The organism is Limnothrix sp. FACHB-406 (assembly GCF_014698235.1).
In the GTDB taxonomy this organism is placed as follows: Bacteria; Cyanobacteriota; Cyanobacteriia; order CACIAM-69d; family CACIAM-69d; genus CACIAM-69d.
In genome coordinates, this window is record NZ_JACJSP010000007.1 from 154,104 (window position 1) to 168,688 (window position 14,585).

The 14,585-nt window shown below is 57.9% G+C and carries 11 protein-coding genes; 5 read left to right on the top strand and 6 right to left on the bottom strand.

Going from position 1 to position 14,585, the window contains the following annotated elements; genetic code table 11:
• Positions 1 to 416 precede the first annotated feature (416 nt).
• Positions 417 to 1,484: a hypothetical protein gene (locus H6G53_RS09480; protein ID WP_099532325.1), complete on the top strand. Its 1,068-nt coding sequence runs from the start codon at positions 417 to 419 to the stop codon at positions 1,482 to 1,484.
• Positions 1,485 to 1,543: 59 nt separating this feature from the next.
• Here the strand turns inward: H6G53_RS09480 and H6G53_RS09485 are convergent, their stop codons facing one another.
• Positions 1,544 to 4,876 (bottom strand): alpha-mannosidase, encoded by a 3,333-nt coding sequence (locus H6G53_RS09485; RefSeq protein ID WP_190532314.1) that lies wholly within the window; start codon positions 4,874 to 4,876, stop codon positions 1,544 to 1,546.
• A gap of 187 nt (positions 4,877 to 5,063) precedes the next feature.
• A complete protein-coding gene (locus H6G53_RS09490; RefSeq protein ID WP_190532316.1) occupies positions 5,064 to 6,281 on the bottom strand; it encodes a PD40 domain-containing protein in 1,218 nt (405 codons plus the stop codon).
• 130 nt (positions 6,282 to 6,411) lie between these two features.
• Between H6G53_RS09490 and H6G53_RS09495 the strand changes: the two genes are divergently transcribed.
• Together H6G53_RS09495 and H6G53_RS09500 are read left to right on the top strand one after the other, a co-directional pair.
• Complete coding sequence (locus H6G53_RS09495) at positions 6,412 to 7,602, top strand: iron-containing alcohol dehydrogenase family protein (RefSeq protein WP_190532319.1); 1,191 nt, start codon at positions 6,412 to 6,414, stop codon at positions 7,600 to 7,602.
• Positions 7,599 to 8,792, top strand: coding sequence for an aspartate aminotransferase (locus tag H6G53_RS09500; protein WP_099532329.1), 1,194 nt, complete (start codon positions 7,599 to 7,601; stop codon positions 8,790 to 8,792). The genes H6G53_RS09495 and H6G53_RS09500 overlap by 4 nt, the downstream gene beginning before the upstream one ends.
• A gap of 242 nt (positions 8,793 to 9,034) precedes the next feature.
• Here the strand turns inward: H6G53_RS09500 and psaC are convergent, their stop codons facing one another.
• Positions 9,035 to 9,280: a photosystem I iron-sulfur center protein PsaC gene (psaC, locus tag H6G53_RS09505; RefSeq protein WP_099532330.1), complete on the bottom strand. Its 246-nt coding sequence runs from the start codon at positions 9,278 to 9,280 to the stop codon at positions 9,035 to 9,037.
• Positions 9,281 to 9,504: 224 nt separating this feature from the next.
• Positions 9,505 to 10,488, bottom strand: a complete 984-nt coding sequence (locus tag H6G53_RS09510; RefSeq protein WP_190527924.1) for a CoB--CoM heterodisulfide reductase iron-sulfur subunit B family protein — start codon at positions 10,486 to 10,488, stop codon at positions 9,505 to 9,507.
• Between the two features lie 712 nt (positions 10,489 to 11,200).
• Between H6G53_RS09510 and acpP the strand changes: the two genes are divergently transcribed.
• Together acpP and fabF are read left to right on the top strand one after the other, a co-directional pair.
• Complete coding sequence (gene acpP, locus H6G53_RS09515) at positions 11,201 to 11,443, top strand: acyl carrier protein (protein WP_099532356.1); 243 nt, start codon at positions 11,201 to 11,203, stop codon at positions 11,441 to 11,443.
• Positions 11,444 to 11,520: 77 nt separating this feature from the next.
• On the top strand, positions 11,521 to 12,831 hold the full coding sequence (fabF, locus tag H6G53_RS09520; protein WP_099532332.1) for a beta-ketoacyl-ACP synthase II: 1,311 nt from the start codon (positions 11,521 to 11,523) through the stop codon (positions 12,829 to 12,831).
• A gap of 200 nt (positions 12,832 to 13,031) precedes the next feature.
• Here fabF and trmB read toward each other — a convergent pair whose 3' ends face one another.
• Positions 13,032 to 13,682 (bottom strand): tRNA (guanosine(46)-N7)-methyltransferase TrmB, encoded by a 651-nt coding sequence (trmB, locus tag H6G53_RS09525; RefSeq protein ID WP_242030838.1) that lies wholly within the window; start codon positions 13,680 to 13,682, stop codon positions 13,032 to 13,034.
• 150 nt (positions 13,683 to 13,832) lie between these two features.
• Complete coding sequence (gene urtE, locus H6G53_RS09530; protein ID WP_190354631.1) at positions 13,833 to 14,549, bottom strand: urea ABC transporter ATP-binding subunit UrtE; 717 nt, start codon at positions 14,547 to 14,549, stop codon at positions 13,833 to 13,835.
• Positions 14,550 to 14,585 lie beyond the last annotated feature (36 nt).

A 14,585-nucleotide genomic window follows, 5' to 3' on the forward strand; every position in this document is an offset into this window, starting at 1 on the left:
CTTGGCCCTTGAGCCGGATCCTTCAGGTTCCCCATGAACCCATGGGGTGATTGGTCTCTGGAAAATGCCATTCCAGGGGGTTGGGTGAGTCCTGGGTTGGCCCCGTCAATATCAGTTCCGAATCAGTTTCGTCTGAGGTCTCTTGGCTCATTTCTCGGCTCATCTCGGGAAGCTGGCTGAGGCCCGGCCCTGAAGGATCTTTGCCAAATGATTTTTGCCAAATGATCTTCAATGGCTGTGGCGCGATCGCCCTGATTTGCATTTTTGATTTGCATTTCTGATTCGCGCTGATCCAGTGTCATACACATCGCCACGCGCACCGTGATGCACCGATCGCCGGGCTGACCGATCGCTGACCGATCGCCGAACTGATCTCTGTTCCTCGCTCCTGTCTCCGTCCCCTGCAAGGAGGTCTTATGTGTCCCCCGTCTGAGCCGCCTGCGGCCGAGTCATCCACACCGAACAACGGGCCCAAGCGGCCAAACCCGCCCCCCGTCCGTCCCAATCCACCCGCCGCTCAAGCCGAAGAAGCCCCTCGCAAGGAAGCCGCTAAATCGGAAAAAGAGTCCGCCAAAATCGTTAGTATTTCCAAGCCCGTGCGGCGAGACCCAACCGCCACCCCCGAACCGACCGCCGCGCCGGAACCCGTGGAACCGGAGGAAGCCGCTCCCATCTCGGAAGAGGACAGCACCCTTGGTTTGCGACTGCATCCCATTCCACCCCCCAGTGACCCCATGCAATACCGGGCGATCGGGCTGGTGCGAGGTCGCTACCTGCCTTCCGAAGAGCGCCTAACCAAGGGTGCTTTGGTGGTGGAAAACGATATCCAGATCGATGCGGTGTTGCTGGGCCGGGTCATGAGCCTTGTCAAAAACCACATCGACCTCGATAAGGAACACCTGTGGGTGGTTTATCCGCGCACCCGTGAAAATCACCTGCATTTGCAAGTGGTGGGCGTTTGGGAGCCGGAAACCTTGCACCGCAAGCCGCCGGAAGGATCCGATGAGCCGGTTTTAGAACCAGCCGTGGTGGATCAAGAATTTTTCTCGATCCGAGGCGAGGTGATGTTCCATCGGGCCGACCAAGAGGCGGTAACCATGCGCATCCAGCAAGCGCCGCGTCGCCCCGATGACAAGGCGAAGGCGTTCAAGATCCACTTGAAGGGCGTGCTGGGTGAGCGAGCCGTGGGCCATTTCTGGGATGTGGAGGTGAAGCGGGAAGGGGATGTGCTGACGATCGTGCAGGGCACATCCATCCGACGAATGCCCCCCCGCAAACCCCGCAAGCCGACGGGTAACCACAAGCCTCGGGGCGGCGGAGGTCGCCGGTTTAATCGGAACGATCGCCCGCCGGGGGATCGACCCGAAGGGACTCGGCCCGCCACACCACGGCCCCAACGGAGCGGAGACCAAAAGCCATCGAAACCGCGGCCACGCAGCGCGGCTCCGGAGGGCGAGGCTCACGAATCTTCAAGGGAATCCTAGGCGGCTAACGGAGACCGTGGTTCCCAGCCAGTCTGGGAAATAAGTTCAATTGGGAGCGATTAGTTGAGGCGATCGAGTTCCAGGCAACAAATTTGCCAGGGCTTGATCGCCTTTGTGCTGGCGGGGTCTGCTGGGGTTGTTGCTGTGGGCGTTGGGGTGGAGTCCGGCAGGGGATCGCCCAACAAATTGACCCGATCGCCCCAGGTCAAGGGCAAATCGCTAGTCAGGTGCAACTGACCCGATCGGCCGACACTTTCATAAAGCCGCAACACCCAGCGATCGGCCCGTTGGGGATGGCGTGTGAGGGCCATCAGTTGGGCATAGTCACAGCCCAAGTTGAGCAAGGTGGCTTGGGTGGGCAACTGGGGCGCGATCGCCGAATCGGCCGCAGCTTCGGCTAATGGCGGCTCCTCAGTGACGGGCACAGGAACCCAACAGGCCAAGAGCGGTGATTGCAACTCGGCCGATCGCTGCACCGTCTGGGCCCCTTGCCAGCCGCCCAAGTGGGGATAGATTGCGTAGGTGAATTCCCAGGTACCCCGATCGCTGTGGGGATCGGGCCAACAGGGCGATCGCAACAAACTCAGGCGCAATTGCCCCGGCTTGGCATCAAACCCATGGGGCCCCGTGGTTAATAAACTCACCCCCCAGGCCGCCACATCCTGCGGCGTGGGATCCGCAATTTGGGGAGTCCGATCGGGGGTCGCGTCAGGGGTCGCATCGGGGGTCGATCGCCCAGGCACAGCAGGATGATCCGCAATTAACCGGGCGGCCAGGTCAGCCCAGCGCAGGGCGGGCACTTCCCACTTTGCTTGTTCGGCGGCGGTGCTGGGTCGGGTGGGGCGAACAATTGCCCCGCAAGGAATTTCATAGGTGGCGAGATCCGGTTCGTCACTGAGGGGAAAGGCGGCTTTTAAAAGCACTTGGGTTTCTTGCCATTGGGCGGTAGTGCGAATTTGCAACAGGGGCGATCGGGACTCCAGAACGTAATCTTGAGTGATCACCGATTGCCCCACCTGTCGCCGCACTCGCAGAACTTGGCGCACGGGGCCGGACTCTTCCCATCGCCAATCCAACAGTTGAGCCGGAGGCAGCGCGTTGGTTTCGTAGGCGGGATCAATATTCCAAGCGTCCCAATATTGCCCCGCGTCCCGAAAGGCTTGCAGCTCGTTGCCGGGGCCGGACAAGATTTCGCAATTTTGGATGATGTCAAACAAACTGCTGATGTTGCCGGTAATCGGATCGATCGTGACCCGTAACCAGGGATTTTGCAAAATCGGCGGCTCGCTGGGTAAATGTTGCAAATCCACCATCGTGGGTTCGGCATCGGGCACTAACCACAGGCATTGATAACCCACGCCGGGACAGTCATTCACCTGCACCAACAACTGATCGCCCCGGGGCCCCGATCGCTGAGTTAACAACGGTTGCCCATCGCCACTCACCGCTCGCCAAGATCCCGGGGGCAACGCCAGTTCCACCACGCCCGATCGCTCCCAACTGAGGCTGTTAAAAATCACCACGGGGGAAGCTCCGGCCACGGGCGGTTGGGTCAGGTCGATCGCAGCGCACCAGTGACTTAATGCGCGATCGCGCCCGGCCAAGGCTCCGGCTTCCGCCACCTGCCAATCCCCATTCACGGTTTCGTAGACTTCGGGGATCGAAGTACCGGGCAAAATGTCATGGAATTGGTTAAACAGCACCCGTTTCCAGGCCTGCTCTAAGTCTGCAAAAGCAGCGGTGGCCAACTCGGAAGTCACCAGCCCTGCCATTTCCGCCAAAGACCACCAAAGCTCCGCTTCATACAGCAGTCCTTCACAGCGACGGTTGGCCAGCTTTTGATCCAAGTGGGTGGTGTAGCAACCACGATGAAACTCCAGATACAGTTCATCGCGCCAGCGGGGCCAGGTGTCGATCGCGGCGAGTTTTGCACCCAAGTCGGTCACCCGTCCAAACCCTAGCTGCGGGAATAGGGGAGAAGCAGACCAACGCTGCCACTGCTCCAGCATTTCCCGGGTGGGGCCGCCTCCTCGATCCCCCAGCCCCGGCAACCAAAGGCTGGTGGGTTGGCCGGTGGCCTGTTCCCAATCGACGGCATACCGAGCGATCGCCAGGGGATCCGCGTCCGTGCCAATGGGCGGCAACATCCAGCCCAACACTTGCGACCCATCGGGGCTTTCCCAGGTGATGGCCTCGTGGGGAAAGCGGGTGGTGTCGTTCCAGCGCAGTTTTTGGGTGGCAAAAATATCAATGCCCCCTAACCGCAACAGTTGCGGCAATTGCCAGCAGAACCCAAAGGTATCGGGCAACCAGGCAATCCGGGCCGGTTGATCCGCCACCCACTGGCCTTGATGGTTCAGGGCAAATTGTTGACCGTAAAGAATTTGGCGGGCGATCGATTCGCCGCTGATGCAGTTCAAGTCCGGCTCAATCCACAGGCCCGCCGCCAGTTCCCACCGCCCTTCCGCAACCCGATCGCGCACTTGAGCCATCAGGGCCGGGCGATCGGCCGCCAACCACTCAAACAGGGCCGGGCTGGAATGGGTGAAGGTGAGGTCAGGAAATTCCGTTTGCAACTGCAAGACCGATCGAAAGGTGCGATCGGCCGCATCCCAGGTATCCGCCACGGGCCAGAGCCAAGCCATATCCAGGTGAGCATGGCCCACGGCGTGAATTTGTCGCTGCTTGAGCCAGTCGGCCCAACCGGCGGCCACCAGGGTTTGGCGGGCCCGTTGCAGGGAGGCTTCAAAGGCCACCCGATCGGCTAAGGCCGCCCAGTGAATTTGACGGATCGCCTGATCCAAACTGGCGCGATCGGGGCGATCGGGCGATTCCAAAGTGGCAAACTGAGCCACCACCGCCAACTCATCGGCCAGCGTTCCCGGATCCAGGCGATCGACCAAAGAAGCCGTCTCAAAAATCAGCTCTGCCTTCACCAGCGCCCCTTGATCATGGCCGGGTGACACCAATCGAATCGCCAAATCAAACGCCATGCCCGGTTCCGCCGCCGCGCTCAGCAACCGCCGACAGGCCGGATCGAAGAGATCGCCCGCTTGGACAAATTGCCCATTCAGATAAATTTCCGCCACTTCCGCCCACCAACCCAAGGCCAGTCGCAGCGTCAGCCCCGCGATCGGGTAGGGTTCTGCCAAATATTCCGGAATCACAATCCGTTGGGCCAACCACAGGGTCGATCGCCCCGCCGCCACAGGGATGTGGCCCTTATCATTCACCGCCATCTGCGGCCAACGCGACCACCGATCGGGATCCAAGGCCCAATCTAGGCGCAATTCCCCTCGCCACCCCTGCCAAGCGGTTTGGCAGCGATATCGAGTGAGGGAACGCAGCCGATCAATCGAGAACTGCCAAGGCTCAGAATTCTGCGGAGTCACGGGAAGCTAGGCTCAGTGTATGTATACTTTCTCCAATTTAAAGGCCATTCTCCCGTCGCTCTTTCGCTGGCTCGTTCACTTCCACGGAATTTGAGGCCACTAAGATACAAATCAGGCTCAAATCAAGCAGAACTCAGGCTCAAATCAAGTTCAAATCAGGCCTAAATCAGGCTCAAATCAGTTGCCCTCAGAATGATGGCCCCGCAGGACGTTGGGGAGAAAACCACAACACCCGATAGCTCGGCCACTGCTCCACCTGGGTTAACTGCCGCAGCCGCCGACCATCCGCACTCGCCACATAGATATGGTCACTACAGGTGACCTGACCAGCGGTCACCAGCCGCCGACAGGGGCCCGCAAAGCCGGCCACCAAAGCCAGTTGTTGGCCGTCCGGTGACCAGGTATAGGCCGATAAATCCCCCAGGCGCTCCCCTTGGGTCACCAGCGGCAATTCCTGAAATTGGCGCGATCGAGTATCTAAAATCCAAATTGAGGACTGGGATTTCACCCCGGACGATTGGGGAAACAGCCACTGAAAACTCAAAAATTCATCAAGCGGATCGTCGTTGCCGCGCACGGCCGGGTTGCGGTGATTTAAAAAGCTCAGCCGCTGACTATCCGGTAACCATTGGAAGTCGTACATGGCGACTTCGGGCACTTGAAAAGGCGTGGTTTCTCCTTCCCGAATCAGCACTTGGGGCGGCTTTTGCAAATCCAGCAGGGTCAGATCCACCGCCTCTTGCCCCAGTTGATAGCGGGCAACGGCCAGGCGCTGACTATCGGGAGACCAGCTCATCCAGCGAATTTCCCGATCGGCATCATCGTTCGCGAGCCAAAGGCGCTGTTGGCCCGTTTGCCGATCGAGTAAGTAAATTTCCGAAAAAGTGGCTTCACCACGCGACTCAATTCGTTCATAGGCCAACCAACGGCCATCGGCACTCCAGGCCCGCCGGCCATTGGAGCTTTGGGCGGCGGGGGGAACGGTGAGCGATCGCACTCCCCCTTGGGGCGTAATCAAAAAGGGACTCGATCGCCCGGAAAATACGCCTTGATAGATCAACCCGCTGCCATCGCGCAACAAAACGGGCGGGCCATTTTCAATTAGGGCTTGATTTTTGTTGGGCTGCTCAATCTCCACGTCGTTTTGCAGCAGCCAGCGAGCCACCAAGCCCGTTTGTAAGTCGGCCGTATAAAATGCCAACCGTGATGGGTCGGGGCCTTGATTATTAATGTCCGTGGTCACGATCAGGGTGTCCCGATCGTTGGGCAGTTCTGTAACGCTCGGTAACTGTGCCTTGGGCAAGTCACTGACGCAACCTAAGAGTAGAGAGAGCAGGCCAAGGCTTGAGCAGCGCGCCGCGATCGCCCGCCACCGCCAGAGTTGAAAATTGGATCGCAACAACATTCGATAAGGTCACCATTGGCGACAGCCAACAACAGCCAACGACAGCCAAAAAATGATCGTGCGCTGTCTATTCCCGCCATAGAGTAAAGTGTACTTTCTGGTCAATTCCTAATCGTAGTGGGTGACTGCCATGCCGACTGCTCCTATTGCCGTGACCGTGCCAATTCCAGCCTTAACGATCGCCCCGGCCAGGGTGACACGCGGTTGGGGTGCGATCGCCCAGGCAGGAGCAGAACTGGCCCGGTTGGGCAAGCGACCCTTGATCATCGGGGGCGATCGCTCCCTGGCGGCCCTGCTACCCCCTTTGCAACCGATTTTGGAGCAAATCGGGGCTAAAAGCACCGCCGCCAATTATTTGCCCGATTGCTGTGAAAGCAGCCTGGAACGCCTGCGCGTGGCGGCCAAGACCCATCGAGCGGACTACATCATCGGCACCGGCGGCGGCAAGGCCCTGGATGCGGCCAAGCTGGTGGCCCATCAACTAAAAATCCCGATCGCCACGATTCCCAGTTCCGGGGCCACTTGCGCCGCCTGGACAGCCCTCTCGAATGTTTATTCCGAATCGGGAGCGTTTTTGTATGACGTGACGCTCGATCGCTGCCCCGATTTGCTGATTTTGGATTATCAACTGGTGCTGACGGCCCCCACTCGCACCCTGGTGGCGGGCATCGGTGACGCGATCGCCAAATGGTATGAAGCCGCCATCAGCAGCGGGCGCTCTGAGCAAACCACGATCGTTGCCGCCGTTCAATCGGCCCGCGTGCTGCGAGATTTGCTATTGCAAAAATCCGCCGAGGCGATCGCCCAACCCGGTGGCCCCCTGTGGCAAGAAGTGGTTGATGCTTCCGTGCTGATGGCCGGGGTGATTGGCGGTTTGGGCGGGGCCCAATGTCGCACCGTGGCCGCCCATGCGATCCACAACGGTCTCACCCACATCAGCGCCAGCCACGGCACGCTGCATGGCGAAAAGGTGGCCCTCGGAATTTTGGCCCAACTGCGGCTCGAAGAAATGATCCAAGGCAGTCAGTTGGCCGCCGCTGCCCGGGCCCAATTGCTGAGTTTTTACGAGGCGATCGGGTTGCCGCGCTGCCTGGAAGACCTGGGCCTTGGGCAAATGACACTTCAGGATTTGAAACAGGCCGCAGAGTTGGCCTGCCATGAGCGATCGGATATTCATCACCTCCCCTTCCCCGTGAGTGCCGACCAAGTGATGGCGGCCCTGGTGTCAACCCTCGCCCCCTGCCGCAGCAGCTTCAGCCCCGATGGCGGGCCGATCGCCGCGGCCCCCATCTACACCGGAGAGGAGGTCACTCAGCCATGAAAATTCAACCAGCCGATCGCCTGCGCGTCCTACCACAATACGTTTTTGCTCGCCTTGACGAACTGAAAGCCCGCGCCCGGGAACAGGGCCTAGATTTGATTGATTTGGGCATGGGCAACCCCGACGGCCCCGCGCCCGCCCCGGTCATTGCCGCCGCCAAAGAAGCCCTCGACAATCCCAACGGCCACGGTTACCCCCCCTTTGAGGGCAACGCCAGCTTTCGACGCGCCATCACCGATTGGTATGAGCGGCGCTATGGCGTAAAGCTCAATTCCGACAGCGAAGCGCTGCCCCTGTTGGGTTCCAAGGAGGGTCTAACCCACCTGGCGCTGGCCTACATCAATCCGGGCGATACCATTCTTGTTCCTAGCCCTGCCTATCCTCCCCACTTCCGGGGGCCCCTGCTGGCCGGCGCTGATCTGTACACGATCATGCTCAAGGCAGAACAGGATTGGCTGATTGATTTTGGTTCCATCCCGGACGACGTGGCCGATCGCGCCAAAATTCTCTACTTTAACTACCCCAGCAACCCCACCGCCGCCACCGCCCCCCGCGAGTTTTACGAGGAAGCCGTGGCCTTTGCCCGCAAGCACGAGATTCTGCTGGTTCACGATCTCTGCTATGCCGAGCTGGCCTTTGATGGCTATCAACCCACCAGCTTGCTGGAAATTCCGGGCGCAAAGGAAATTGGCGTGGAATTCCACACCCTCTCGAAAACCTACAACATGGCCGGCTGGCGGGTTGGTTTTGTGGTGGGGAACACGGAGATTGTCCAGGGGTTGCGCACCCTGAAAACCAATTTGGACTACGGCATCTTTTCAGCCCTGCAAAAGGCGGCGGAAACCGCCCTTTCGATGCCTGATACCTACCTGACGGAGGTGCAAACACGCTATCGATCGCGCCGGGATTTCCTAGTGGAGCGGTTTAACCAATTGGGTTGGTCTCTGAAGCCCACCCGCGCCACCATGTACCTGTGGGTTCCCTGCCCGCCGGGTCTGACTTCTACGGATTTTGCCCTTTCGGTGTTGGAGCAAACGGGCGTTGTTTTTACGCCGGGGAATGCTTTTGGCCCGGGGGGCGAAGGCTATGTGCGGGTCAGCTTGATTTGCGATTTGCCCCGATTGGGTGAAGCGCTCGATCGCCTGGCTGCCGCTGGAATTCACTACGACATGGCCGCCACAACGGTTTAAAACGGTTTAATTGGAAATTGCCAAAATTCTAAAACCACCAAACTTCAGCAAAGTTCAGCAAAGTAAAGAGTACGCAAAGGGTGCGTACTCTTAAAATCATCTAAAAAATTCCTGCAACGTTGTCCCAAGTTCACCACCCCAGCGGGGGATGCGATCGAGACTCCCGGCAAGACAACTTAGCCAACCAGCAAAGATGTGCTAATTCAGCCAAGCCAACTTCAACCAACATCAAAAGCCGTGGCTTAGTAAGCCAAGCCCATGCTGCGGGTGGTTTCGCCGCCCAGATAAACACGGATGCTCAAGAAGTCGGTGGGGCAAGCGGTTTCGCAACGCTTGCAACCCACGCAATCCTCGGTGCGGGGCGAGGAAGCAATCTGAGCGGCCTTGCAGCCATCCCAGGGAACCATCTCCAGCACGTCGGTGGGGCAAGCGCGCACGCATTGGGTGCAGCCAATGCAGGTGTCGTAAATTTTTACCGAATGAGACATTGAAGCAATACTCCCTTCGATTCCTTGGTTTGAAGTAAACGGCGATCGTGCCGAGAATCCGTTGAAATCACCGTTCAGTGTATCTTGCGAGTTTTGGTGGCTTCCTTGAAGGTTGCAAAAATTTAAAGTTGGTAAACCAAGCTTGACGGCGGGGGCCAGTCATTGTGGGTCATTTGGGGGCCGATTCCCGCCGGGGTCGATCGCCCGTCGCCGGGGGCTGATGCCTAAGCCAGACCCAGCTTTTGGAGCACTGGGCGCGTGGAAACAATGTGGCGATCGAGGCCCAAATCGCGCGGGGCCAGGCCCAATGCCAGGCCAATCAGTTGCGGCAGATGCAGCACCGGGATGTTGAGCGATCGCCCGGTCACTTTTGCCACTTCCGGTTGTCGGGAATCGAGGTTGAGATGACAAAGGGGACAGGGCGTGACCAGGCAGTCGGCCCCCGCTGCGATCGCCTCGGCAAGGTGGGTTCCCGCCAACTGGAAGGAGGCCTCAGTGGCATAGCTGGCCAGGGGCCAACCGCAGCATTGGGTGCGCCCACGGTAGTCGATCGCCCCAGCGCCCAAGGCCGCAAAAATTTGCTCCATCGATCGGGGGTTGTCGGCGTTGTCGTAACGATTGAACGACTGGGCCCGCAGTAAATAGCAACCATAAAAGGCGGCGCAGTTGAGGCCGGCCAGTTGGCGAGTCACCCGCTGGGCGATCGCTTCAATGCCATAGTCGGCCACCAGGGCCCAGAGCAAATGCTTCACCTCCGTGGAACCCCGATAGGGCAAGCAACCCTGATCCGACAGCAGGCCATTCACCTGTTGGAAATAGTCCGGTTGTCGATCGCGGGCGGTTTTGAGTCGCTCATCCACATGGCCAATCACCCCTTGGCAGGTGCTGCAATGGGTCAGCATCGGTAAATCCAAGGCCTCAGCCAGGGCAATGTTGCGAGCATTGACCGTATCTTCAAGCAGTTGGGATTCTTCCTTGAACGTGCCTGACCCACAACAGGCGGCCGCCGTCAATTCCACCAGTTCAATGCCTAAAACACGGGCGATCGCGGTGGTGGATTGGTGCAACTCGCCACAGGCCCCCTTGGCCACACAGCCCGGGTAATAGGCATATTTCAGCTTGCCCGATCGACCCTGTAGCGGCTGGCGATCGGGAAAAGAACCGGTCGATCGCGATGTCGTCGGTGTTCCACTCTGGGCAACAACCATCGTTAAATTACTCCCAAGGGTTAATCAAACGCCCATTCACTTCATTGCCAATCACGTCATTGCCGATCGTGGCCACTGCCGAATCATGAGCCATCGATTACGTGACAACACATGACAACCGAATCGCGGCAGCCGAATCGTGGCAGCCGAATCGCGGCAACTAAGGCATGGCAACTCAGTCATGGCGCTGTCATGGCGTTGATGGTTCTGAGTTTAAAGGGCGTGACTGGGGTTTAGGGCAAATCTTTTGGATTCTGTTCCATTCTGAGCCAGTTGCTTGGTTTCAGTATCTGTACCTTGATCCCACCCCAGAATTTCTGCCCCGCCAAGTCAACCCAAACCGCCCACCGACTCGCATTGGACTGCGGGGAGCAATCGCCCGTAGAATCTCACCCGCAACGGCCGCTTTCCGATAAGATGAAGGAATGCTTAGATGCGCCCTCATCGGTGACCCGTCTCGATGCCCCTTGGTCGCGGCCTGGTTATCGTCATCTTCGAGCCAGCCGACTGCCTCGCTGCGGTCTATTCAGACGCAAGCCGACTGAGCCGGATGCAAGGCCCGCCCGCTCACCTTCTCGATCGCAGCATTTTCAGAGTTTTCAACGGCTCAGATCTGTTGTCGGATCGATCATTGCACCCCCGTTGTGCGACGATAACCCTCACCCCGTCAGACTAGAACCTGGGCGGCTTGGGGGGCTGTCCAATAGGAGTCATCATGTCAGCTCTAATTTTCGAAAAAGTTAAAAAAATCGTAGCCGATCAGCTCAGCGTTGAGGATGAAAAGGTCGTACCGGAAGCTAGCTTTAGCAACGACCTGGGTGCAGACTCCCTGGACACCGTTGAGTTAGTCATGGCCCTCGAAGAAGAATTTGATATCGAAATTCCTGACGAAGCGGCTGAGAAAATCACCACCGTGCAAGAAGCGGTTGACTATATCCTCGCTCAACAATCTTAGTTATTGCAGCCCGATCGCCCACTGACGGCTCGTAGACCTCTCGTGCTGGGTTTGCAGACCTCCAGACTGTTATCACCATGACCAGTTCCAACCGCGTTGACACCCCTGTGGCAAGCGCTGCCGGTGCGGCCCCCGCTGACGAACCCCGTCGGCGCGTTGTCGTCACCGGTCTGGGCGCAATTACCCCCATTGGCAACACCCTCAGTGAATATTGGGATGGGCTAATGGCGGGGCGTAACGGCATTGGGCCGGTTACGCTGTTTGATGCCTCACGCCACGACTGCCGAATTGCCGGCGAACTGAAGGACTTTGATCCGCTGCAATACATCGATCGCAAAGATGCCAAGCGGATGGATCGGTTCACGCAAATCGCGGTTTGTGCCAGTAAGCAAGCCGTTGCAGATGCCCAGTTCGTGATCAACGACCTGAACGCTGAGCAGGTTGGGGTGTTAATCGGAACCGGCATTGGGGGACTGAAGGTTCTCGAAGACCAGGTGGAAGTGCTACTCCATCGTGGGCCCGATCGATGCAGCCCCTTCATGATTCCCACCATGATTGCCAACATGGCCGCTGGTCTGACGGCAATCCAACTGGGGGCCAAGGGGCCAAACTCTTGCACGGTGACAGCTTGCGCGGCCGGATCCAACTCGATCGGGGATGCGTTCCGGCTCGTGCAGCGAGGCTATGCCCAGGCGATCGTGTGCGGCGGCTCAGAAGCAGCCATCACACCGCTGGGGATGGCCGGCTTCGCAGCCATGAAGGCCATGTCCACCCGCAACGATGATCCCACCCGCGCCAGCCGTCCCTTTGACCAAGGACGCGACGGCTTCGTCATGGGCGAAGGAGCCGGGATTCTGTTGCTTGAAGAACTGGATCACGCCCTCAGCCGGGGAGCCAAAATTTACGCGGAAATCATCGGCTACGGGATGACCTGCGATGCGTACCACATGACGGCTCCAGTTCCCGGCGGGGAAGGCGCAGCCCGAGCCATTCGCTTGGCCATGAAGGATGCAGGCATCACTCCCAACCAAGTGAACTACATCAACGCCCACGGAACCAGCACCCCCGCCAACGATTCCACGGAAACAGCGGCCATCAAAGCGGCTTTGGGTGAGGACGTGGCTTCCAAGGTGGCCATTAGCTCTACCAAGTCCATGACTGGCCACCTCCTGGGTGGCTCCGGTGGAATTGAAGCAGTGGCGACGGTCATGGCGATCGTCCATAACAAGGTTCCGCCAACCATTAACCTGGATGATCCTGACCCCGCTTGCGATTTGGACTATGTGCCCAATCAAGCAAGGGAAATGCCGGTGGAAGTGGCCCTGTCAAATTCCTTTGGCTTTGGTGGTCACAACGTAACGCTCGCCTTCCGTAAATATCGCGGCTAGGATTTTTCCTAGCATCGCGATCGACTGGAATGCAAGGGAGTTCAAACTGAATTTGGCGCTCAGTTCGGCGCAATCCGTAGGGGTGGGTTCTGGGAACCTGCCCCTATTGATTTGGTGGAATTAATTCGGTGAAATTGATTTGGTGGAATTAATTCGGTGAAATTAATTCGATCGATTCGGTGAATTGCTAGATTTCGCCATCAAATGCGATCGAACAAGGCCCGATAAACCGGCAAGCCTTGATCCAAAACCGATTTTTCCCGTTCGGTGGGAATCGGTAACGGATTTTGCGTCAACCAAGGAAGGGAATGGGTGAGCCGAAAAGCCGCATGTTCACAGAAGCGATCGCGCATTTCGATCGCCACTTCTTCGATGTCTGATTGCACAAAAACCTGTGCCCCCAAGGGTAAAAACTCCGCCAAATCCTTGACCAAGCTGGGTTGCACGACCCGGCGCTTTTGGTGGCGTTTTTTGAACCAAGGATCGGGAAATTGAATCGTTACCCGCTGCACAGTTCCTGGGGGCAAGGATGCCAACAGAGGGCGGATTGAGCGATTGGCATTACAAGGCAAATACCGCACATTTTCGAGGCCGCGTTCTTCGGCCCAGCGGTTGGCTTGATGCACCAAGGGTTCGCGAATTTCGAGGCCCAAAAAGTTCCAGGTTGGCTCTTGGGCCCCCATGGCTAAGATGAAATGCCCCTTCGCACAGCCAATGTCGAGATGAAGGGGCCGATCGAGTTGGCGAAACAGTTGCGACCAATTGGGGGGTTCGATCGCCCGATCATAATGGCGACTGAGGGGATTGACATGCTCACGAACACGCACCAAGGCCACGGGAGGTTTCCTCAACTCAAAACCTCCCGATCCTACCGCTTCAATTGAATGCGATCGCGATCGGGAGCAAGATTTTGGAAAGTTGAGGGAAGTCCCCGCAATAAGAACGTGATGAGAGCGCAATAGGACTGGCGAAATCCGGCATTCACGCCCTACACCAATTCCCTAAACCGCCAGGAATTGTTGGATGGTTTCGTTGCTGAGTTCGCTCGTGTCACCGGAGGCCACCATTGAGCCTTTTTGCATGGCGTAGTAGTGATTAGCCTTGCGCACAAAGTGCAAGTGCTGTTCCACTAACAACACCGCAATGCCGGTCGATCGAATGATATGTTGCACCGCTTCTTCAATCTGCAACACGATCGAGGGTTGAATCCCTTCCGTGGGTTCATCCAGCACCAAAAGTTTCGGTTTGCCCATCAAAGCCCGCCCGATCGCCAGTTGCTGTTGTTGACCGCCGGACAGGTCGCCCCCCATCCGATTCAGCATGGTTTTCAACACCGGAAATAGATCAAAAATTTCTTCAGGAATCGTTAAGTCTTTGGCATTTGCTCCGGCGCGATCGGTTCCTCGGCAAGCTTCCAAACCCAACAACAGGTTTTCCCGCACCGTCAGCCGGGGAATGATATCGCGACCTTGGGGCACATAGCCAATGCCCAACTTTGCTCGGCGATCGGGAGACAAATGGGCGATCGGAGAATCAGCCAGGGCGATCGCACCGCTCCGAGGCGGCAGCAGTCCCACAATGGTTTTCAGAAGCGTCGTTTTTCCCACCCCATTCCGACCAATTAAGCAAGTCATTTCCCCTTCGCGAACGGTCATATCCACATCGCGCAGAATATGACTTTCACCGTAATAAACATTCAAGCCCGAAACCTTCAACATCCCCAGTCCTCCATCTCAATTACTTGGGTCTTTTCT

Excerpts from the sequence above, each read along its gene's own strand:
- H6G53_RS09480 (WP_099532325.1), top strand. The coding sequence starts at position 417 with ATGTGTCCCCCGTCTGAGCCGCCTGCGGCCGAGTCATCCACACCGAAC.
- H6G53_RS09490 (WP_190532316.1), bottom strand. The coding sequence starts at position 6,281 with ATGTTGTTGCGATCCAATTTTCAACTCTGGCGGTGGCGGGCGATCGCG.
- fabF (WP_099532332.1), top strand. The coding sequence starts at position 11,521 with ATGACCAGTTCCAACCGCGTTGACACCCCTGTGGCAAGCGCTGCCGGT.
- psaC (WP_099532330.1), bottom strand. The coding sequence starts at position 9,280 with ATGTCTCATTCGGTAAAAATTTACGACACCTGCATTGGCTGCACCCAA.
- H6G53_RS09495 (WP_190532319.1), top strand. The coding sequence starts at position 6,412 with ATGCCGACTGCTCCTATTGCCGTGACCGTGCCAATTCCAGCCTTAACG.
- H6G53_RS09500 (WP_099532329.1), top strand. The coding sequence starts at position 7,599 with ATGAAAATTCAACCAGCCGATCGCCTGCGCGTCCTACCACAATACGTT.
- H6G53_RS09510 (WP_190527924.1), bottom strand. The coding sequence starts at position 10,488 with ATGGTTGTTGCCCAGAGTGGAACACCGACGACATCGCGATCGACCGGT.
- urtE (WP_190354631.1), bottom strand. The coding sequence starts at position 14,549 with ATGTTGAAGGTTTCGGGCTTGAATGTTTATTACGGTGAAAGTCATATT.